We start from the raw sequence: 20,266 nt of genomic DNA on the forward strand, positions 1-20,266 counted from the left end.
GTTGGATCGTATGAAGATCATATTTATGGGAACACCGGCCTTTTCGGTGCCTATTTTAGAAAGGTTAGTGGATCAGTTTGATGTATGTGCGGTCGTGACACAGCCGGATCGACCAGTTGGTCGGAAGCGGCAATTAACCCCGCCTCCGGTGAAGTTGGCTGCACGGGCGCATGAAATTCCTGTTCTACAACCAGCGCGCATTCGCACGGACTATGAGGCGATTTTACAACTGGAACCGGATTTAATTGTGACCGCTGCGTATGGTCAAATTGTCCCTAAGGCGGTATTGGACGCGCCTCGTTATGGCTGTATTAACGTACATGCGTCATTACTACCGAAATACCGTGGTGGTGCGCCAATTCACCAAGCCATTATTGATGGAGAACAGGAAACCGGCATTACGATTATGTATATGACAGAAACGCTTGATGCAGGTGATATGTTGTCACAGCGAGCGATACCAATTGAGATGGATGATGATGTGGAAAGTATGCACAATAAACTAAGCGTACTTGGCGCAGATCTATTGCTGGAGACGATGGGTAAGATTGAAGCAGGCACGGTCAATCGCCAGCCACAAGATCACGCGCAAGCGACATTTGCGCCAAATATTCGGCGCGAGCAAGAAAGAATCAATTGGTCGAAGGATGCGACCGCTTTAGCCAATCAAGTGCGTGGGATGAGACCGTGGCCGGTTGCATATACAACAGTGGCTGGGAAGCGCATGAAAATTTGGGCGTCACAAGTAGGAGAAGCGCCGCCTGAAGAAAGCCAGCCAGGAGAGATCGTGCAGATCGATGCAACAGGCATTGACGTTGCTTGCGGAGAGCACACAACACTGCGATTGACGATGGTTCAGCCTGAAGGGAAAAAGGCGATGGCAGTGCAGCAATTTTTACAAAGCAACCACGGTTTAACGAAAGGTGCGTACTTAGGTGGAGAAGATGGGTAAACTGACTGTAAGGGAAGCAGCACTAGACGTTCTATTAAAAGTAGCACAGGACGAAGCGTTTAGCCACTTGTCATTAAACGATATGTTGAAAAAACAACGGTTGAGTGGACGAGATAGCCGTTTGTTGACGGAAATTGTTTATGGAACGATGGCGAGACGTATGACGCTTGACTATTATTTGGCCCCTTTTTTAAAGAAGAGTAAGAAGCTGGAGGAATGGGTGCGGTTGCTTCTGCACTTGTCGGTTTATCAAATGGTGTATTTAGACCGGGTGCCGGACCGCGCCATTATCCATGAAGCGGTGACGATTGCTGGGAAACGTGGGCATAAGGGCATTCGTGGGTTTGTCAATGGTGTGCTTCGTTCTGTTCAGCGTCAAGGTGTACCGTCCGTGCAAACAATTGCTGATCCACTTGAAAAAGCAGCGATTGAAACGAGTCATCCGAAGTGGCTGCTCGCTAGGTGGGTGGCGCAATATGGATTTGATACAGCGGTAAACATGGCAGAGGCAAACAACAAACCGCCGCGTGTGACGGTGCGTGTCAATGTATGTAAGACAAATGCAGACGAAGTAATCGCATCTCTTGCGTCAGAAGGGGTGACGGCTGTGCACGGGCGCTTATTGCCTGAAGCGCTTGAAATGACTTCAGGTCAGCCATTTTCTACGCAGTCATATCAGAAAGGGTTATTTACAGCGCAAGATGAGAGTGCCATGCTTGTGACCCATTTGTTAGATATCGGTCCGAATATGCGTGTGCTTGATACATGTGCAGCTCCCGGCGGGAAAACGACACATATTGCTGAGCAGTTGAACGGGACAGGTACGGTTGATGCATACGATTTGCACCCTCATAAAGTCAAGTTGATTGCTGAACAAGCAGCTCGACTTGGACTGACAAACGTCTATCCAGTGGCGCAAGATGCGCGAGAGGTGAAGAGCGAGCCATTGTATGACCGGATTTTAATAGATGCCCCGTGTACTGGTTTTGGCGTCATTAGACGGAAACCCGACATTCGTTTCCGGAAGCAAGAAGCGGATGTAAAAGCGATTGCCACTGTACAGCAAGAAATACTCCGTGCTGCTGCGCTGGCGTTAGCCCCTGGGGGAAAGCTTGTATACAGTACATGCACGATTGAACAAGAAGAAAATGAAGCAGTCGTGGCCAAATTTTTATCTGACCACCCGGGGTTTAAAGTCGATGAGACGATGAAGGAGCGATTGCCGGCAGTATTGCAGGAAAAGGGACGTTGTACGCCACTCGGGCTGACGATTTTGCCGCAAGACTTTGGTACTGATGGATTTTTTATGACATGCTTAACGAGGAGTATATGATGAGTAAAGCGAAGCAACAAGAAGAGGTGGCAATTCAGTCACTAGAATTTGCACAGTTAAAGGACTGGTTACAAGCGCAAAACGAGCCTGCTTTTCGTGCGGGTCAAATTTTTGATTGGCTATACGTGAAGCGCGTGCAATCTTTTGCCGAGATGACCAATCTTTCTAAAGGATTACGAGAAAAGTTGTCGAATACCTTTATGTTTGTTACGTTAAAAACGATTATGAAGCAAGTATCACAAGATGGAACGATCAAATTTTTATTTGAGTTACATGATGGCTATTCAATTGAAACTGTATTGATGAAGCATGACTACGGTTATAGTGTCTGTGTGACGACGCAAGTTGGTTGTCGGTTAGGTTGTACGTTTTGTGCGTCAACGCTCGGGGGATTAAAGCGTCATTTACAAGCAGGTGAAATCACTGCCCAAGTAGTTGAAGCGCAACGGGCACTAGATGAAGACGAGAAACGCGTCTCTTCCATTGTCATCATGGGCATTGGTGAACCGTTTGACAATTACGACGCGCTCATGCCATTTTTACGGACAGTGAATCACGAAAAAGGATTAAATATTGGCGCGCGCCATATTACAGTGTCAACGAGTGGTGTTGTCCCTAAAATTTATAAATTTGCTGATGAGGGTTTACAAATTAATTTTGCGGTTTCTTTACACGCGCCTAATAATGACATTCGCGGCAAACTCATGCCGATTAATAGGGCATGGCCAGTAGAAAAGTTGATGGAAGCCATTCGTTATTATGTTGAAAAGACGGGTCGACGGGTTTCGTTCGAATACGGACTATTTGGTGGTGTAAATGACCAAAAAGAACACGCAGAAGAATTGGCAACATTAATTGAAGGCATCAAATGCCATGTCAACTTAATCCCGGTAAATGATGTTGTTGAGCGTGATTATGTACGAACGCCACGAGAGCAAATTTTTGCTTTTGAAAAGGCGCTAAAGGCACGGGGGGTGAATGTGACCATTCGTCGTGAGCAAGGTCATGATATTGATGCTGCTTGCGGGCAGTTACGGGCGAAGGAACGGAAGGAAGAAACGAGTAAATGAGGTGAGCGATTGTGATTGAGCGTACAGCGTTTTTGACAGATGTTGGTCAAGTGCGGACACATAATGAAGATAACGGCGGTATTTTTACAACGGATGCAGGTGTACTTGCGGTTGTGGCTGATGGGATGGGGGGGCATGCTGCTGGTGATGTAGCCAGTCGATTGATGATTGAAACATTAGATGAAGCATGGCAGCAAATAGAAGCGCCTTTACCTGCAGCTGAAGTAGAAGCATGGTTAACAGCCCAGTTTTCTGCAGCAAACCAAACAATTTTAGATTATGCAAAAGCACACCCTGACTGTGAAGGGATGGGAACAACGGCGATTGCAGCTGTCTGCACCAATGATTATATTACGATTGCTCATGTCGGTGATAGCCGTGCCTATGTTTATCGAACAGAAGGGCTTATGCAACAAACGAATGACCATTCACTTGTAGCTGAACTCGTTCGAAGTGGGCAAATTTCAGCTGAAGAGGCAGATCACCACCCTCGCAGGCATGTGATTCTCCGGGCATTAGGAACGGATACAGATGTCGATGTGGATTGTTTTACATTAACAACTGATGGTGTATTGCTATTACTGTTGTGCTCAGATGGGCTATCCAATAAAGTGACCCAATTAGAACTACAAGAGGCGCTTGAGCGTGCCCGCACAAGTCATTTATCTGATATTGCAGCTGCACTGATTGCACGCGCAAATGAACGTGGTGGTGAGGACAATATTTCTCTTGCCCTCGTTCGTTATGAAGAGCGGGAAAATACAGGTGATTCGTCATGATTGGTGAACGAATTGGTGGACGTTATGTTGTTTTAGAAAATATTGGCGGGGGTGGCATGGCGAATGTGTATATGGCGCTGGACGTCATTTTAGATCGTCACGTCGCGGTGAAAGTGTTACAGCCCCAATTTTCTGAGGATGAGCAATTCATCCGTCGTTTTCGACGTGAAGCGGAAGCGGCGACAAGCTTGGCCCATCCTAATGTTGTCAATGTGTATGACGTTGGTGAAGAAGACCATTTATATTATATCGTGATGGAATATGTGAAAGGCCGGACACTCAAGCAAGTCATTGCGGAGGAGGGACCGCTGCCAATTCCCGTTGCCCTTGATTACTTTAAACAAATGTTGCAAGGAATCCACCACGCTCATACGATGCAAATTGTTCATCGAGACGTGAAGCCGCAAAATATTTTGATCAGTGAAGATGGGATTGCAAAAGTGACAGACTTCGGGATTGCGCGGGCGATTGATTCTGCGACAATTACGCATACAAATGCTGTGATGGGCTCGGTCCATTATTTATCACCGGAACAAGCACGTGGGGGGCATATTACATGCCGATCGGATTTGTATTCTCTTGGTATTGTTTTATTTGAAATGGTGACAGGGGAAATTCCTTTTTCGGGTGACACGGCCGTGTCGATTGCCATTAAACATTTGCAAAACGAGTTACCTTCTGTGCGAGAGCTTGTGCCAACAATCCCACAAAGCGTTGAGAAAATGATTCAAAAAGCAACAAATAAAGATCCTGATCAACGCTATCATTCAGCGACAGAAATGATTGCTGCTTGTGACGTGGCATTATCGCCTGACGTTGCGCCGATCATGAGCTATGCTAATGAGCCGTCAACTGACAAAGATGATCAGGCTACGCGTGTGTTACCGGTTGTGACAGAGGATCAAAAAGATGAAGCAGCAAGAGAAGTAACGTCAGGTGGTGAATCAGAAAAAACGTCATCCGGCAAAAAAACAAAAAAGAAGCGCCGCAAGTGGCCGTGGATTGTTGCTGGATTACTTGCTTTAGTATTCACGGCATTCATTTTGGCACTGACTGTCCTCCCATCGTTGTTAGCAGTAGGAGAAGTTCGGGTAGCAGACGTTACCAATATGCCGTTAGAAGAAGCAACTGAGAAGCTTGAGTCGTTAAAGTTGAAAGTAGAAAGTGAGTATATGGCAAGTGATGAGGTCGATCCTAACCATGTGGTGAAACAAAATCCAGTTGCTGATCGGTTAGTAAAAGAAGGATCGACAGTCACATTGTTTGTTAGTGCCCCACAAGATGAGCTGTCTCTTGATGACTATAAAGATTTGAGCGTGTCTCAAGCAACCCGCTTAATTGAACAGTTAGGGATGAAGGTCGAGACAATTGCACAAGAGTATGACGACCAAAAAGAGAATACAGTTCTATCACAAAATCCAGCGCCGGGAACAAAAGTAATCCCAGCAGAAACAACGATTGTTCTCACATATAGCGTCCCAACCGCTGTTCGTTTAGATGACTTAACAGGTTGGTCAGAAGAAGATGTACAAAAGTATTTGGATGATGTTGGGTTACGGGGGCGTTTCACGCATGAACCAGATGATCGTGTGGCGGCAGGAGGGGTGATTAGACAATCACCTGATCCAAGAAGTACGTTACAAAAAGGTGATAATGTCAATGTTGTTTTTTCAACTGGAAAGGAATCAAGCAACAGTGACCAACCGAATTTGCCGAAAGACGAGGCAGAGGCGCCTGAGCGTGAAAATCCTGGTGAGGCGGGCGATGATGCTGAACCAAGCATGGTTTATTTAGTGAAGCAAACCGTTGAAGTGTCTGAAGCACATCGGTCAGAAGGGCGCACATTTGACGTTCGTATTGTCAGTCAAGATGCAACGTCACAAGGGGATGAGAAAGTGGTTGTGGAAGAAACGATAGATGAGACAAAAACGTTTGAAATTCCGCTACGTGTGAGCCCAAGCTACAAAGGCTCGTTTGCTGTATATATTGATGGTGAGTTGGCGAGACAATCGGTCGTACGAGAGTACAAAGAATAGAGAAATATGGGGGAAACAATATGGCTAGCGGTGTCATTGTAAAAGCATTAGCCGGGTTCTATTATGTTCAAGATGGCGAGAGGTATGTCCAATGTCGGGCGCGCGGTTTGTTTCGAGAAAAGAAGCAAACCCCACTTGTTGGGGATCAAGTGATATACGAAGCCGAAAATGAAACAGAAGGTTATATTATGGCGCTAAAAGCACGTAAAAACGAGTTGAGCCGTCCCCCAGTTGCCAATATTGACCAAGCGATACTCGTTTTTTCGGCGCGTGAACCAGATTTGCAGTTATTTTTGTTAGATAAATTGCTCATTCATATAGCAATACAGGAGATTGATACACTCATTGTTGTGACGAAGATAGACTTGTTGGAACCATCCGCGCGTAAACATATCGCAGAGCAGATGGAAGTGTATCGAGAAATCGGCTATCAAGTATTGTTCACATCGGCAAAAGATCGTGTTGCAGTCAATGATTTATGTCCTTATTTAGCGAACCGTATTTCCGTGTTGGCAGGGCAATCTGGGGTAGGAAAATCGTCATTACTGAACGTTCTCTCACCGTCGTTGCAATTAGAAACGAACAAAATCTCTACCCACTTAGGACGCGGTCGCCATACGACAAGGCATGTGGAATTGTTGCCGCTATTTTCTGGATGGATTGCTGATACACCAGGATTTAGCTCTCTTGACTTTACAGCGGTTGCAGTTGAGGATGTGCGGTTTTACTTTCCAGAATTTGTATCCCGTATGGATGGCTGTAAATATCATGGTTGTTTACATGACAAAGAACCGGCTTGTGCGGTGAAACAAGCAGTGGCGAATGATGAGATTGCCGAGACGCGTTATAAGCACTATCTACAATTTTTAGAAGAGATTCGTAAGCAGAAAAGGAGATATTCACGATGACAAAAATTGCACCTTCAATTTTAGCAGCAGACTTTTCACGTATGGGCGAGTGTGTGACATCTTTAGAGAAGGCGGGTGCGGATTGGATTCATGTGGATGTCATGGATGGGCATTTTGTGCCGCCGGTTACATTCGGGGCACAAATGGTTGAAGCGATCCGTCCGTTGACGTCGTTGCCTATTGATGTGCATTTAATGGTCGAGAAGCCAAGCAATCAAATTGCTGCATTTCAGCAAGCGGGTGCTGACTTACTGAGTGTACATGTAGAAGCGGAAGTGCACTTACATCGAACAATTACGGCGATTAAGGATGCAGGAATGAAGGCAGGGGTTGTGTTAAACCCAGCGACACCAGCGGCGCTTGTGGAGCCAGTATTATCAGAAGTAGACCTCGTGCTACAAATGACGGTGAATCCTGGATACGGTGGGCAAACGTTTATTTCATCTACATTAAAAAATATTGCGAGATTACGTCAATTCATTGATGAGCATCAATTAAAAGTTGAGATTCAAGTTGATGGTGGTGTCGATGTAGACACAGGTCGTCTTTGTCGTGAGGCAGGTGCAGATGTACTTGTGGCAGGGTCAGCGATCTTAAAAACGAGCGATTGGGCAAAAGCGATTCGGCACATTCGAGGTTAAAAGTGGACAATAATATGGAGAGACCAAATGTTAAGGAAAACAGGTCTCTTTTTCTTTTCTTGCGCATACGCTAGTTAGTAATAATGGGTGGACACGTCGAGGGACTGCACCTTTGATCATAAAGGCGTGGTGTTCGTTTTTATAAGCGTGTACTCGCATCAAAAAGCTTTAGGCGTGTCAGTTTTGCTTGAGGAGGAGGAGCTATGAAATTCTACACGATCAAGTTGCCTAAATTTTTAGGGGGGTTCGTGCGGGTCATGCTCGGCTCATTTAAAAAAGGATGAGACAAAAATCACCGTGAGCGATTTTCACGGTGATTTTTGCGCAATTTATACGCGCTCAATATTTTTACCAAGTTTTTTTAATGCACGAGCAGAAACGTATACACGTTTAGGCTTACCATCAACTAAAATACGGACTTTTTGTACGTTCACACCCCAACGACGCTTTGTTTTATTCATCGCATGTGAGCGCTTGTTGCCTGAACGTGATGTACGTCCTGTAAGATAACATTCACGGGCCATGTGAGCCACCTCCTTCATCATCTGTTTCCAGACTTCAGTCACTCAAACATCTTAGCACATGCGCCGTAAGAAAGCAATGATAAAAAAAGGTGCGTCTCATCTGGTTTTATCTCGATTTTTGTGACTATTTGCCATGTTTTGTAGTGCTCGATATGGAAAGGATAGAAAAATGCCTTTGTAAAATAAATGACAGTATAGTAAAATGACAATACGTATGTGCATTTTATGATACCTTAAGGAGGACAAACCATGACGATTGAATTAAAAACAGCGCTTGGTAACGTAGATGTTGCACACGATGTGATTGCGACGATTGCTGGAGGTGCAGCAACCGATTGTTACGGTATCGTAGGAATGGCTTCGCAAAAGCAAATTAAAGATGGTTTAAGTGATTTGCTTGGAAAAGAGAATTTTCGACGTGGGGTGATTATACGAGAAGAAGGAGATGAACTCCACATCGATATGTACATCATTGTTAGTTATGGTACGAAAATTTCCGAGGTGGCACATAATGTGCAGACAAAGGTGAAGTATAACCTTGAAAAAATGATTGGTCTTACCGTTGACTCGGTCAACATTTTCGTACAAGGGGTTCGGGTAACGAACCTATAGGAATGAAGGGGGCAGTATTGTGACTAGGAAGTTAGATGGCAAGGCGCTTGCATTGATGTTTGTTGAAGGGGGGAAGTCTCTAGCGGATCGTGTAGATGTGGTTGATTCATTAAATGTTTTTCCAGTGCCTGATGGAGATACCGGAACAAATATGAACTTAACGATGACATCAGGTGTCAAAGAAGTGCAAATGCATATGAAAGCAGATGTCGGAAGTGTTGCAGGTGCGTTTGCTAAAGGGTTGCTTATGGGCGCACGTGGCAATTCTGGTGTCATTTTGTCACAGTTATTTCGTGGATTTTCACAGTCCGTAAAGGGTAGCGAAGAATTGACAACAAAGCAGTTTGCCGAGGCGATTGATGCAGGTGTCCAAACAGCATATCAAGCGGTCATGAAACCAGTTGAAGGAACGATTTTGACCGTTGCAAAAGATACTGCAAAACATGCACAGCAAGTCGCTAAAAAAGAGACCGCGTTTGTCCCATTTATGAAGTCGCTCATTCAAGCAGCAGAGAAGTCCTTAAAGAGAACACCGGAACTGCTACCTGTTTTAAAAGAAGTAGGTGTTGTTGATTCTGGTGGACAAGGACTTGTCTATATTTACGGTGGTTTTTTACAAGCGCTCACAGGCGAACGGACAGAAATGACAGTGAGTGAGCCAGATATGAGTGATTTAATTAAAATCGAGCATCATCATATGCAAAACGCGCATAGTCATATTGCCACAGAAGAGATTGAATTTGGTTATTGCACAGAAGTGATGGTGAAGTTTGATGAAGAAAAGCTCACTAGTTCTCCATATGACGAAGAAGCCTTTCGGACCGAGTTGAGCAAAATCGGTGATTCTTTGCTCGTTGTTTCCGATGATGATCTATTGAAAGTGCATATTCACGCGGAGTATCCAGGTGAAGTGATCACTGCAGCACAATCGTACGGACCGTTAGTGCAAGTGAAAATTGAAAACATGCGCGCCCAACACGAGAACCTTGTCTCGCGTGGGACAGAGGATCATGCGGCGCCAACGCATCAACCAGAACAAAAACCATTGGCAGAGCTTGCCATTGTGACTGTCTCCATGGGAGAAGGGATTGAAAAGTTGTTTAAAGGATTGGGTGCAAGTGAGGTGATCGCCGGTGGACAAACGATGAATCCAAGTACGGAGGATATTGTCGAAGCGATCAAGCGTGCCCATGCCCATCACGTACTCGTGTTACCGAACAATGGGAATATCGTCATGGCTGCTGAGCAAGCTGCTGAAATGTCCGATGTAGACGTTGCTGTGGTGCCCACGAAAACGGTCCCACAAGGCTTGGCAGCGTTGCTCGCTTTTAATCCTGCGAAAACCCTTGCAGAAAATGCTGAAGGGATGAAAGCAGCACTTGCAGAAGTCAAAACAGGAGAATTAACGTATGCAGTTCGTGACACGTATATTGACGAGCAGAAGATCGAAAAAGGCGATTTCATGGGGATTTTTAATAAAAAGATCGTCTCATCAAGCAAAGCGTTAATGACGAGCACCAAATCGTTGTTGCTGGCAATGATTGATGACGATAGCGAGATGTTAACAGTGATTTCCGGTGCTGACGCGAAGACAGAAGACACAGAAGCAATTGTCGCATTTGTTGAAGAGACATTCCCTGAAGTGGAAATGGATGTTGTTGAAGGTGGACAACCACTTTACTCGTATATCTTTTCTGTGGAATAACAAAATGGCATTTGTGACCTGTGTTTGGTAAAGGAGGGGAATCCAATGGGAACAATAAAAATTGTGACAGATAGTACAGCTGACATTCCAAGGGAATTGATTGATCAATACGGGATTACGGTCATTCCGTTGAATGTTCATTTTGGTGAGGAACAATACGAAGATGGCGTAACGTTGCTCGCAAATGATTTTTACGCAAAACTAACGGACAGTGACGTGATGCCACGGACATCGCAACCTTCGCCACAGCAATTTGAGGATTTATATCGTTCTTTAAAAGAAGATGGGGCGGATCATATTATTTCACTACATCTGTCTTCAAAGATGAGCGGCACAGTGCAGGCAGCGACGATTGCAAAAAAAGAGGTTGCTGGCGAGATCGATGTGCATGTATGCGATACGAAGCGGGCATCGTATGCAATTGGTTTGATTGTGGTAGAAGTAGCGAAGCGAGCGGCAGCAGGAGAAAGCAATGAGGCGTGTCTCGCGCGGCTAGACGAAATGCTTCACGATGCGACGGTATACTTTATGGTTGATACGTTGGAATTTCTGCAAAAAAATGGGCGAATCGGTAAAGCAGCAGCACTTCTAGGTTCTTTATTAAAAATGAAACCGATTTTATCGTTAAATGAGGCAGGAGAAGTTTATCCTCACGAAAAAGTGCGTGGACAGAAAAAAGCGGTCGTACGTATGCTTTCGTTGTTGGAAGCACAATATAAGCAGGCATATGTATCTGTCGGGATTTCTCATGCACAAAATGAACCGTTAGCAAATGAATTAGCTGAAAAGGTTCGGCAGCAGTTTAATGTCGAATCGATTGTTATTACAAATATCGGCGCGGTTATCGGTGCGCATGTCGGACCAGGCACAGTGTCGTTATCAATGATGCATGCAAAAACGTAATAAAAAAGGTTGCCGCACGAGACGAGTATGGCAACCTTTTTATTAGGAATGAGATTTCCGAGGCAAGGAGGGAGCCAAATGAAGTTCCGCACAGTTTTTGATATCATTGGTCCAGTCATGATCGGACCATCAAGTTCACATACAGCTGGGGCTGTACGGATTGGCAAAGTTGCCAGAACATTGTTTGCTGAGACGCCACAGTCGGCAGGTATTTATTTTTACGGGTCTTTTGCAAAGACATATCGTGGGCATGGCACAGATGTGGCTGTTATTGGGGGATTACTCGATTATGAAACAAATGACGAACGCATTCGTGACGCATTTTTTCATGCAAAACAAGCACAATTAGATGTACGTATCCATAAAGAAGATACATTGACAGCGCACCCGAATACAGTACGGATTCGACTTCACTCAGATGAAAAGCAGCTTGAACTTGTTGGGATCTCAATTGGTGGGGGCAAGATTGAAATTATTGAGTTGAATGGTTTCGCGTTGCGACTATCAGGGAATCATCCTGCAATTTTAGTTGTGCATCAAGATCGTTACGGTGCCATTGCGGCGGTGAGCAATGTATTAGCGAAACATGCCGTCAATATTGGTCACATGGAAGTATCGCGTAAAGAAAAAGGGGAAGAGGCGTTGATGGTCATGGAAGTCGATCAAAATGTGGATGCGCCTTTACTTCAAGAATTACAGACGTTACCGCATATTTTGCACGTGTCAAAAATTCATGAGTAGGAGGTGTGAAGAATGGTCATGTTTAAAAGTGTCGCAGCGCTCGTGGAAGTAGCTGAATCAACAGGGAAACCGATTTCTGAAGTGATGATCACACAAGAAATGGATGTAACAGGGTTAGCCCGTGAAGTGATTATGGAACGGATGCGTGTGAACTTAGAGACGATGGAAAAAGCTGCGCAGCGCGGTATTACAGAAGATGTTGAATCTGTTTCTGGTCTGACAGGTGGCGACGGGAAGAAACTGATGGCATACATTGCGGAAGGCAACGCAATTGGAAGTGAGGTGACGCTTGGAGCAGTTGCTCGGGCAATGGCAACGAACGAAGTGAATGCAGCGATGGGGACAATTTGCGCAACACCGACAGCGGGATCAGCAGGCGTTGTGCCAGGTGTGTTGTTTGGTGTTGAAGAAAAATTACGCCCAACGGAAGAACAAAAGCTGGCATTTCTTTTTACAAGTGGCGCGTTTGGGTTTGTGATCGCCAACAACGCCTCAATCTCAGGTGCAGCAGGTGGCTGCCAAGCAGAAGTCGGCTCAGCGACAGGGATGGCTGCTGCAGCACTCGTTGAATTAGCAGGTGGCACACCCCAACAATCAGCGGAGGCAATGGCCATCGCACTAAAAAATATGCTCGGTCTCGTTTGCGATCCGGTTGCTGGCTTAGTGGAAGTGCCGTGTGTCAAGCGGAATGCAGCAGGCGCATCGCTTGCGATCACTGCTGCGGATATGGCGTTAGCCGGTATTACAAGCCGGATCCCGTGTGATGAAGTGATCGCAGCGATGTATCGGATTGGACAAACAATGCCAGAGACATTACGAGAAACAGGTGAAGGCGGACTTGCGGCAACCCCGACCGGTCGCGCGCTGGAAGCAAAAGTATTTGGTACAAAGACACCGACTTCTCCTTGAATCTTGCAAACGTACCTGTAACAGAGGTGAAAGGGGTTGGGGAGGAGAGCGCAAAACAATTGGCAGCGTTAGGCGTGACGTCTATCGCTCATTTGCTTGCATACTTTCCCTTTCGTTACGAGGACTATGAACGAAAAAGCGTTACCGAAGCTCGGCATGATGCACGTGTAACAATGGAGGGTGTCATTCAAGATACACCGTCGATCCGCTATTATGGACGTAAGAAAAACCGGTTGACATTTCGGATGTTGACAGAGGATGTCCTTATATCCGTTACACTATTTAACCGCGCGTTTTTAAAAAGTAAACTGACGATCGGTAGTGCAGTGACAGTGACAGGGAAGTGGGATCAGCATCGTTTGGCTTTGACAGCAAGTGAATTGCAACTGGGGTTGAGTCAGCGTGATGAGGAGATGTCATCTGTTTATTATGGTGCCGGGAAATTGACGAGTAAAGTGTTGCACAAATGGATGGTAAACGCTTTAACACAATTTGGTGAGCACATTGTTGAGCCATTGCCATTCACATTGCGAGAAAAATATCGCCTCATCGACAAGCGTAAAACGATTGAATTACTACATGTGCCAGAAAGCCCAGAAGCTGTCCGGCAAGCACGACGTCGCTATGTCTATGAAGAATTTTTGCTGTTTCAGCTGAAAATGCATGTGGCGAAAGCGCGGCAACGTCAGGCAGAGGAAGGTGCATCACTAACGATTGTGCCAACAGCAACGGATAAGTTCCTTCATTCGCTTTCGTTTACTTTGACAGAGGGGCAACAACAAGCGTTGAAAGACGTGTTCGCAGATTTACGTGCGCCTTATCGAATGAACAGGCTATTACAGGGCGATGTTGGTTCTGGGAAAACAGTTGTCGCTGCCGCATGTATGTTTGCGGTTGCCAATACAGGAAACCAAAGTGCGTTAATGGTGCCAACAGAGATTTTAGCAGAGCAACATAGTGCGTCGTTGCAAACCTGGTTTGCTCCATTTGGACTTGAAGTCGTGTTGCTTGTAGGTTCTCTTACGGCAAAGCGCCGACGAGCAGCCTTAGCGAAGATCGAGTCAGGCGAGGCAGCAATTGTTGTTGGGACACATGCACTCATTCAAGAAACGGTTTCATTTCACTCACTTCGCTTTGTTGTCATTGATGAGCAACATCGGTTCGGTGTCGCCCAGCGGCGGTTGCTAAGAGAAAAAGGCGTACATGCGGATATGTTGTTTATGACCGCGACCCCGATCCCACGCACGCTTGCAATTACAGCGTTTGGTGATATGGACGTCTCGGTTTTGGCAGAGCTCCCTGCAGGACGAAAGCCAATTGATACATATTGGCTGCAGCCCGATCTTTTACCACGAGTGCTCGGATTTATGGAGAAAGCGTTGCGCCAAGGCGAGCAGGCATATGTCATTTGTCCACTCATTGAAGAATCAGAGCAGCTAGACGTGCAAAACGCGATGGATCTTCATACGCAGCTTGTCCAGCATTTTGCGCCTAACTTTGAAGTTGGACTCATGCATGGACGTTTGGCGGCATTTGAAAAAGAAGAAGTGATGGATGCATTCGTAAAAAATGAAGTCCAAATACTCGTGTCGACGACGGTCGTTGAAGTTGGCGTGAACGTACCGAATGCGACAGTGATGGTCATTTATGATGCCGACCGATTCGGGTTGTCACAATTACACCAGTTACGCGGACGCGTTGGGCGTGGAGAAGCGAAATCGACGTGTGTCTTACTTGCTGCGCCAAAAACAGAAGTAGGGAAAGAACGGATGCGAATGATGACCGAAACAAATGATGGCTTTGAATTGGCAGAGAAGGATTTAGCTATTCGTGGACCAGGTGATTTTTTTGGCGCAAAACAAAGTGGTCTGCCAGATTTTAAACTTGCTGATGTGACGCATGATTATCGGACATTGGAAGTCGCGCGTCAGGATGCCGCAGAGATTGTCTCAACAGGTGCGCTATATGAAGATGAAGCTTATAAGGAATTGTTAAACCTCTTAACGGAAGAAGGGGTTTTTACTGAAACAAAACTAGACTAACGCTTGCCACGGGTGACCAATCATTATATACTAGTCTTAGTACCTAGTCACATTATTTGTTAAAAGCAAGAGAAGGGTCATCGGACGGGTGATATGAGGATGAGACAAAAAAAGCAACTACGCCAAAAAAAACTTGTAGAAACGTTAGCGCAAAATCCTTTTATGACCGATGAGGAATTAGCGGCTTATTTCTCGGTGAGCATTCAAACGATTCGGCTTGACCGACTCGAACAAAATATACCTGAATTACGCGAACGCATTAAAGACGAAGCGATTCGAAAACGGGATACAGTTATTGCCTTACACCCAGACGAAGTATTTGGGGAGATTGTCGACTTGCAATTAGATGAACATGCGATCTCCATTTTTGATGTTGGCAAGGAGCATGTATTTGCGCGTAGCGGGATTGCGCGTGGGCATCATTTATTTGCGCAAGCGAACTCCCTCGCTGTAGCGCTCATGAATGAGGCGCTCGCTTTAACGGCAAAAGCGCACATCCATTTTACAACGCCAGTGAAAGAAGGGTCGCGTGTCATTGCCAAAGCGATTGCTTGTGTGGATGATCAAGGGCGCACACTTGTGACGGTGACCAGTCGCGTGCAGCAAGAGATTGTGTTTAAAGGTGAGTTTTTCATGTATCGTGGGACGGTATCGTCACCTGAAGAAGAAGGGGGGAACGATGATGAGACTCGTGATTGATGCTATGGGTGGCGACCATGCGCCTCGTGCGCATGTCGCTGCAGCAGAACAAGCGATTGCCGCATTTCCGTCACTACAAGTGACATTGATTGGAGATGAAACGGCGATCCGTGCTCATTTACGTGATGAAACGCGAATCACCATTGTACATACAGATGAGCAAATTGAAGATACAGACAAGCCGACGACGGCTGTCCGACGTAAGAAGCAAGCATCAATGGTGCTTGCTGTCCAAGAGGTGAAAGAAGGGCGTGCAGATGCATGTATTTCTTCGGGCAATACAGGCGCGTTGATGACCGCAGGGTTACTTTATGTTGGAAGACTGAAAGGGATTGACCGTCCAGCATTATCGCCGATGTTGCCGACACAGGATGGAAAAGGATTTTTACTTTTGGATGTTGGTGCCAATATGGATGCCAAGCCGGAGCATTTGTTACAATATGCCATTATTGGTGATGCGTATATGAAACGTGTGCGCGATGTTGCTAAGCCGCGAATTGGTTTGCTCAACGTTGGTTCAGAAGCAGGTAAAGGAACAGAGCTAACGAAAGTAGCCTTTTCCTTGCTAGAAAACAGTGATTTACATTTCGTTGGCAACGTGGAGGCACGTGATTTGCTTGACGGGGTGTGTGATGTCGTTGTATGTGACGGATTTTCTGGCAACCTTGTTTTAAAGTCAATTGAAGGCACCGCAAAGATGATCTTTGCGATTTTAAAGCAACAGTTAACGAGCACGTGGTCAGCCAAACTTGCAGCCGGGGTATTAAAACCTCACTTCAAGGAAATCAAAGCAAAATTAGATTATGCTGAGTACGGCGGGGCTGGTTTATTCGGATTAAAGGCACCCGTCATTAAAGCGCACGGCTCTTCAGATGCACAAGCGTTGTTTCACGCCATTCGCCAAGCGCAGCTAATGGTTGAACAACAAGTTGTACAAGTCATTCGTGAAAATTTACCAGAATAAGGTGATACCATGACGAAACGAGCGTTTTTGTTCCCTGGACAAGGGGCACAAAAAGTAGGAATGGGACAGGAACTGTTTGCAACGGAAGCAGAAGCACAAAATTTATTGCATCAAGCAGATGAAATACTAGGTTTGTCTTTGTCAGCAATGATACTTGATGGGCCGGAAGAAGATTTAAAGCGTACAGCCTACGCTCAGCCGGCACTCGTAACAATGAGTGCGGCAGTGTTGTCACTGTTCCAATCCGCTGGCATTCGGGCTGATTACGTTGCCGGTCATAGTTTAGGAGAATATAGTGCGTTATTTGCGAGTGAAGCAGTTTCTTTTCAAGATACCGTGCGACTTGTGCACGAGCGTGGCAAATTGATGGAGCAGTCTGTACCAAACGGTCGCGGGACAATGGCCGCAGTATTAGGACTAGAACAAGCAACACTTGAGTCGATCGTGGCACAAGTGTCAAATGGGAATGAAGTTGTTGAGCTTGCTAACTTGAATTGTCCGGGTCAAATTGTCATTTCCGGGACGAAAGCAGCAGTGGAAGCAGCAGGTGAGAAGGCGAAGGAAGCGGGGGCACGCCGGGTGATGCCGCTGGCAGTGAGTGGGCCGTTTCATTCATCATTAATGAAACCTGCCGCAGAAAAATTTGCGCAAGTATTGGCAGAAACAGATGTAGCAACATTACGTACCCCGCTAATCTCAAATGTTAGTGCCGACGTGGTGACATTACCAGAAGTTGTCCGCACGCAATTGGTGGAACAAATTTATTCCCCAGTTCGATTTGAGGAAAGTATTCGACGGATGATTGCCCTTGGGGTGGATACGTTTATTGAAATTGGTCCAGGAAACGTGCTTACCGGTCTTGTCCGCAAAATCGACCGCAGTATGAACGCATTTTCCGTACAAGACAAAGCTTCGTTTACAAAAACAATGGAAGCATTATCCTCTTAAAAGGAGTGAAAAGCATGTTGGAAAATCAAACGGCGATTGTCACCGGTGCATCGCGGGGGATTGGTAAGGCCATTGCATTCGAATTAGCAAAGGCAGGAGCAAATGTTGTTGTAAACTATGCTGGCAGCGAGGCACGTGCAGCTGAAGTGGTAGCTGAGATTCAAGCTTTAGGAAGAGAGGCTGTTGCTTATCAAGCGGATGTGTCACAAAGCGAACAAGTGACAGCGATGATTAAAGATACATTAGCACAATTCGGTAAAATTGATATTCTCGTCAATAATGCAGGGATTACACGGGACAATTTGCTCATGCGTATGAAAGAACAAGAGTGGGATGAGGTATTGGACATCAATTTAAAAGGGGTCTTTCATTGCGCGAAAGCAGTGAGTCGGTCGATGATGAAGCAACGCTCTGGTCGCATTATTAACGTTGCTTCCGTTGTGGGTGTCATGGGGAATGCTGGACAGGCAAACTATGTTGCGGCGAAAGCAGGTGTCATTGGTTTAACGAAATCGCTGGCACGGGAACTTGCCGCCCGCAATATTCGTGTCAATGCTGTTGCGCCGGGTTTTATTACAACAGAGATGACAGATAGCCTTGGGGAAGACATTCAGACACAATTGCAAGCACAAATTCCCCTTGGAACATTGGGAGAACCAGAAGATGTTGCGCGTGTTGTCCGTTTCTTGGCAAGCGAAGATGCATCGTATATGACAGGACAAACAATTCACGTGGATGGTGGCATGGTGATGCCGTAATCGGAGGTCAAAGGAAGTTTATAGTGAAGAGGGTTTTAACTTCTGACTTCTGTATTCCGGTCTAGTATGTTACAATGCTTTTGGTTGTTACTTTGAAAGGGGGTGAATGTTGTGTCAGATACATTAGAGCGGGTAAAAAAAATCGTTGTTGAACATCTTAATGTAGAAGAATCAGAAGTGAAACTTGAAGCTTCTTTCAAAGAAGATTTAGAAGCGGACTCACTTGATGTTGTTGAGCTTGTCATGGGGCTTGAGGACGAGTTTGAGCTGGAAATTGCTGATGAAGACGCAGAAAAGATTGCTACAGTTGCAGATGTTGTGGATTACATAGAGCGCAACAAGTAATCATCCAGAGATTCTAGACCAGAAACCAGAAGTCGGGGTGGGGGAAGTTCTTCAATACCACTACCTCTGATCTCTGGTGACTGATTTCTTTACGCTGGGAGCGTGTCCGCCTTATTAATGAGGCGGGTTTTAATGTTTCATAAAAGAAAAGGTTTTGATACAATTAATAGAGAATTTGTTTGTTGTGCACAAAACAATGTAGGGGGTGATATAATGGGCCAATCTGAAAAGTTTCAAAGGAGAGCAAAGACATTAAATCCAAGGCGAATCATTTTAGATAAGCAGCAAAAAGTATTATTTACAAATTTACTCGATCACCTTGGACTGACATTTAAACAAGAATCAGTGCTCATTCAAGCATTTACCCATTCTTCCTATGTGAATGAGCACCGAATATCTTCTTATAATAACGAGCGGTTAGAGTTTCTAGGTGATGCAGTGTTAGAATTAGCTGTATCGCAATATTTATATAGAACCTATCCGAGTATGAGCGAAGGCGATATGACTAAATTGCGGGCATCAATTGTGTGTGAGCCCTCATTAGCTCAATTTGCAGAGGAGCTACAATTTGGTCAACTTGTCTTACTAGGAAAAGGAGAAGAAGTTACAGGTGGACGTACAAGACCAGCGCTTTTAGCGGATGTATTTGAAGCTTTTGTTGGGGCACTATACATTGATCAAGGATTAGAAGCGGTGTTCTCGTTTTTGACACAGACGATGTATCCTAAGATTAAAGAAGGTGCTTTTCACACAAAGGTAGATTTTAAAAGTCAGCTACAAGAGCTTATTCAACAAGATAACCGTGGGAAGCTACAATATGTCATTATCCACGAACGTGGTCCCGCCCATGACCGGGAGTTTGTTTCTGAAGTTCGTTTGAATGAAGAGGCGATTGGAACGGGTTCAGGTCGCTCCAAAAAAGAATCAGAACAATTTGCGGCAAAAGAGGCGCTTGCTCAGTTAAAAAAACATCTACGCTAGCACGCCTATAGAAAGAAATGCGCCAAAAAATTTGAGGAGAAATAAAAAAGGAGGCGATCGCACGCTTCCTTTTTTCAGGTCATTAATTTGATGTACCTCTCAATTGACCTAGTTCTTGGACAATCTCATCTAACTCATGGATGGAAAAAGACGGTTGTCTCATAATGTGTGCATGTAAATCTCGCAAGTCGTCGTGGCGCGCAGTGCTGACAGCATCAGCCTTAATGACGCTGGCATTGACGATATTTAGCTTCTTTTTAATATCTGTCAACATCGCATCAACTTCTTCGACGGTATATAATTGTGTCAAATGTCTCATCTCCCCTGTCGGACAATACTTATACGATAACATGAAATGAGACAGGGTCCAACAAAAAAATGTGTGAGTTTTGGAAGTGGAGAGAAAGTGAGGAGGA

General features: G+C 45.4%; 22 protein-coding genes. 20 read left to right on the forward strand and 2 right to left on the reverse strand.

Going from position 1 to position 20,266, the window contains the following annotated elements; genetic code table 11:
* Positions 1-10 precede the first annotated feature (10 nt).
* From fmt to spoVM, 8 genes are all read left to right on the forward strand, one after another.
* Complete coding sequence (gene fmt / locus BLT29_RS09295) at positions 11-952, forward strand: methionyl-tRNA formyltransferase (RefSeq protein ID WP_090776055.1); 942 nt, start codon at positions 11-13, stop codon at positions 950-952.
* Positions 945-2,285, forward strand: coding sequence for a 16S rRNA (cytosine(967)-C(5))-methyltransferase RsmB (gene rsmB / locus BLT29_RS09300; protein WP_090776175.1), 1,341 nt, complete (start codon positions 945-947; stop codon positions 2,283-2,285). The genes fmt and rsmB overlap by 8 nt, the downstream gene beginning before the upstream one ends.
* On the forward strand, positions 2,282-3,355 hold the full coding sequence (gene rlmN, locus BLT29_RS09305) for a dual-specificity RNA methyltransferase RlmN (protein ID WP_141769881.1): 1,074 nt from the start codon (positions 2,282-2,284) through the stop codon (positions 3,353-3,355). Before rsmB ends, rlmN begins: the two co-directional genes overlap by 4 nt.
* An 11-nt stretch (positions 3,356-3,366) precedes the next feature.
* Positions 3,367-4,134 carry a Stp1/IreP family PP2C-type Ser/Thr phosphatase gene (locus tag BLT29_RS09310; protein WP_090776057.1) on the forward strand — a complete coding sequence of 256 codons (768 nt, stop codon included), beginning with the start codon at positions 3,367-3,369 and terminating at the stop codon, positions 4,132-4,134.
* Complete coding sequence (gene pknB, locus BLT29_RS09315) at positions 4,131-6,170, forward strand: Stk1 family PASTA domain-containing Ser/Thr kinase (RefSeq protein ID WP_090776058.1); 2,040 nt, start codon at positions 4,131-4,133, stop codon at positions 6,168-6,170. The genes BLT29_RS09310 and pknB overlap by 4 nt, the downstream gene beginning before the upstream one ends.
* 20 nt (positions 6,171-6,190) lie before the next feature.
* On the forward strand, positions 6,191-7,078 hold the full coding sequence (gene rsgA, locus BLT29_RS09320) for a ribosome small subunit-dependent GTPase A (RefSeq protein WP_090776059.1): 888 nt from the start codon (positions 6,191-6,193) through the stop codon (positions 7,076-7,078).
* A complete protein-coding gene (gene rpe, locus BLT29_RS09325) occupies positions 7,075-7,719 on the forward strand; it encodes a ribulose-phosphate 3-epimerase (protein WP_090776060.1) in 645 nt (214 codons plus the stop codon). The genes rsgA and rpe overlap by 4 nt, the downstream gene beginning before the upstream one ends.
* Positions 7,720-7,922: 203 nt before the next feature.
* Positions 7,923-8,003: a stage V sporulation protein SpoVM gene (gene spoVM / locus BLT29_RS09330; protein WP_090776061.1), complete on the forward strand. Its 81-nt coding sequence runs from the start codon at positions 7,923-7,925 to the stop codon at positions 8,001-8,003.
* Positions 8,004-8,048: 45 nt separating this feature from the next.
* Here the strand turns inward: spoVM and rpmB are convergent, their stop codons facing one another.
* Positions 8,049-8,243 (reverse strand): 50S ribosomal protein L28, encoded by a 195-nt coding sequence (rpmB, locus tag BLT29_RS09335; RefSeq protein WP_090776062.1) that lies wholly within the window; start codon positions 8,241-8,243, stop codon positions 8,049-8,051.
* A 249-nt stretch (positions 8,244-8,492) separates the two neighbouring features.
* On the opposite strand from rpmB, the gene BLT29_RS09340 reads away from it, so the two are divergent.
* The 12 genes from BLT29_RS09340 to rnc all read left to right on the forward strand — a co-directional run bounded on the left by BLT29_RS09340 (position 8,493) and on the right by rnc (position 19,850).
* Positions 8,493-8,855 carry an Asp23/Gls24 family envelope stress response protein gene (locus tag BLT29_RS09340; protein ID WP_090776063.1) on the forward strand — a complete coding sequence of 121 codons (363 nt, stop codon included), beginning with the start codon at positions 8,493-8,495 and terminating at the stop codon, positions 8,853-8,855.
* Between the two features lie 16 nt (positions 8,856-8,871).
* Positions 8,872-10,560 (forward strand): DAK2 domain-containing protein, encoded by a 1,689-nt coding sequence (locus BLT29_RS09345; RefSeq protein WP_437182638.1) that lies wholly within the window; start codon positions 8,872-8,874, stop codon positions 10,558-10,560.
* 45 nt (positions 10,561-10,605) lie between these two features.
* Complete coding sequence (locus tag BLT29_RS09350) at positions 10,606-11,463, forward strand: DegV family protein (protein WP_090776064.1); 858 nt, start codon at positions 10,606-10,608, stop codon at positions 11,461-11,463.
* 78 nt (positions 11,464-11,541) lie between these two features.
* Positions 11,542-12,204 carry an L-serine ammonia-lyase, iron-sulfur-dependent subunit beta gene (gene sdaAB, locus BLT29_RS09355; protein ID WP_090776065.1) on the forward strand — a complete coding sequence of 221 codons (663 nt, stop codon included), beginning with the start codon at positions 11,542-11,544 and terminating at the stop codon, positions 12,202-12,204.
* Between the two features lie 18 nt (positions 12,205-12,222).
* A complete protein-coding gene (gene sdaAA / locus BLT29_RS09360; protein ID WP_090776177.1) occupies positions 12,223-13,113 on the forward strand; it encodes an L-serine ammonia-lyase, iron-sulfur-dependent, subunit alpha in 891 nt (296 codons plus the stop codon).
* Entirely contained in the window at positions 13,110-15,155 is a 2,046-nt protein-coding gene (gene recG, locus BLT29_RS09365) for an ATP-dependent DNA helicase RecG (protein ID WP_090776066.1), read from the forward strand. The genes sdaAA and recG overlap by 4 nt, the downstream gene beginning before the upstream one ends.
* A 99-nt stretch (positions 15,156-15,254) precedes the next feature.
* On the forward strand, positions 15,255-15,854 hold the full coding sequence (fapR, locus tag BLT29_RS09370) for a transcription factor FapR (RefSeq protein ID WP_090776067.1): 600 nt from the start codon (positions 15,255-15,257) through the stop codon (positions 15,852-15,854).
* Complete coding sequence (gene plsX, locus BLT29_RS09375; protein ID WP_090776068.1) at positions 15,838-16,818, forward strand: phosphate acyltransferase PlsX; 981 nt, start codon at positions 15,838-15,840, stop codon at positions 16,816-16,818. Before fapR ends, plsX begins: the two co-directional genes overlap by 17 nt.
* A 9-nt stretch (positions 16,819-16,827) precedes the next feature.
* Complete coding sequence (gene fabD / locus BLT29_RS09380) at positions 16,828-17,766, forward strand: ACP S-malonyltransferase (RefSeq protein ID WP_090776069.1); 939 nt, start codon at positions 16,828-16,830, stop codon at positions 17,764-17,766.
* A 14-nt stretch (positions 17,767-17,780) separates the two neighbouring features.
* The gene (gene fabG / locus BLT29_RS09385; RefSeq protein ID WP_090776070.1) at positions 17,781-18,524 is read left to right on the forward strand and encodes a 3-oxoacyl-[acyl-carrier-protein] reductase; all 744 of its coding nucleotides are present in this window, start codon (positions 17,781-17,783) and stop codon (positions 18,522-18,524) included.
* A gap of 111 nt (positions 18,525-18,635) precedes the next feature.
* On the forward strand, positions 18,636-18,869 hold the full coding sequence (gene acpP / locus BLT29_RS09390) for an acyl carrier protein (RefSeq protein WP_090776071.1): 234 nt from the start codon (positions 18,636-18,638) through the stop codon (positions 18,867-18,869).
* 213 nt (positions 18,870-19,082) lie between these two features.
* Positions 19,083-19,850, forward strand: coding sequence for a ribonuclease III (gene rnc / locus BLT29_RS09395; RefSeq protein ID WP_090776178.1), 768 nt, complete (start codon positions 19,083-19,085; stop codon positions 19,848-19,850).
* An 82-nt stretch (positions 19,851-19,932) separates the two neighbouring features.
* Here rnc and BLT29_RS09400 read toward each other — a convergent pair whose 3' ends face one another.
* Positions 19,933-20,160 carry a DUF1128 domain-containing protein gene (locus tag BLT29_RS09400; RefSeq protein WP_176763879.1) on the reverse strand — a complete coding sequence of 76 codons (228 nt, stop codon included), beginning with the start codon at positions 20,158-20,160 and terminating at the stop codon, positions 19,933-19,935.
* Positions 20,161-20,266 lie beyond the last annotated feature (106 nt).

This window comes from Shouchella lonarensis, from assembly GCF_900096965.1.
Lineage (GTDB): Bacteria > Bacillota > Bacilli > Bacillales > Bacillaceae_D > Shouchella > Shouchella lonarensis.

Excerpts from the sequence above, each read along its gene's own strand:
- BLT29_RS09340 (WP_090776063.1), top strand. The coding sequence starts at position 8,493 with ATGACGATTGAATTAAAAACAGCGCTTGGTAACGTAGATGTTGCACAC.
- spoVM (WP_090776061.1), top strand. The coding sequence starts at position 7,923 with ATGAAATTCTACACGATCAAGTTGCCTAAATTTTTAGGGGGGTTCGTG.
- rpe (WP_090776060.1), top strand. The coding sequence starts at position 7,075 with ATGACAAAAATTGCACCTTCAATTTTAGCAGCAGACTTTTCACGTATG.
- plsX (WP_090776068.1), top strand. The coding sequence starts at position 15,838 with ATGAGACTCGTGATTGATGCTATGGGTGGCGACCATGCGCCTCGTGCG.
- rsmB (WP_090776175.1), top strand. The coding sequence starts at position 945 with ATGGGTAAACTGACTGTAAGGGAAGCAGCACTAGACGTTCTATTAAAA.
- rsgA (WP_090776059.1), top strand. The coding sequence starts at position 6,191 with ATGGCTAGCGGTGTCATTGTAAAAGCATTAGCCGGGTTCTATTATGTT.
- rlmN (WP_141769881.1), top strand. The coding sequence starts at position 2,282 with ATGATGAGTAAAGCGAAGCAACAAGAAGAGGTGGCAATTCAGTCACTA.
- fabD (WP_090776069.1), top strand. The coding sequence starts at position 16,828 with ATGACGAAACGAGCGTTTTTGTTCCCTGGACAAGGGGCACAAAAAGTA.
- rpmB (WP_090776062.1), bottom strand. The coding sequence starts at position 8,243 with ATGGCCCGTGAATGTTATCTTACAGGACGTACATCACGTTCAGGCAAC.
- rnc (WP_090776178.1), top strand. The coding sequence starts at position 19,083 with ATGGGCCAATCTGAAAAGTTTCAAAGGAGAGCAAAGACATTAAATCCA.
- sdaAB (WP_090776065.1), top strand. The coding sequence starts at position 11,542 with ATGAAGTTCCGCACAGTTTTTGATATCATTGGTCCAGTCATGATCGGA.
- pknB (WP_090776058.1), top strand. The coding sequence starts at position 4,131 with ATGATTGGTGAACGAATTGGTGGACGTTATGTTGTTTTAGAAAATATT.
- fabG (WP_090776070.1), top strand. The coding sequence starts at position 17,781 with ATGTTGGAAAATCAAACGGCGATTGTCACCGGTGCATCGCGGGGGATT.
- fapR (WP_090776067.1), top strand. The coding sequence starts at position 15,255 with ATGAGACAAAAAAAGCAACTACGCCAAAAAAAACTTGTAGAAACGTTA.
- fmt (WP_090776055.1), top strand. The coding sequence starts at position 11 with ATGAAGATCATATTTATGGGAACACCGGCCTTTTCGGTGCCTATTTTA.
- sdaAA (WP_090776177.1), top strand. The coding sequence starts at position 12,223 with ATGTTTAAAAGTGTCGCAGCGCTCGTGGAAGTAGCTGAATCAACAGGG.
- BLT29_RS09350 (WP_090776064.1), top strand. The coding sequence starts at position 10,606 with ATGGGAACAATAAAAATTGTGACAGATAGTACAGCTGACATTCCAAGG.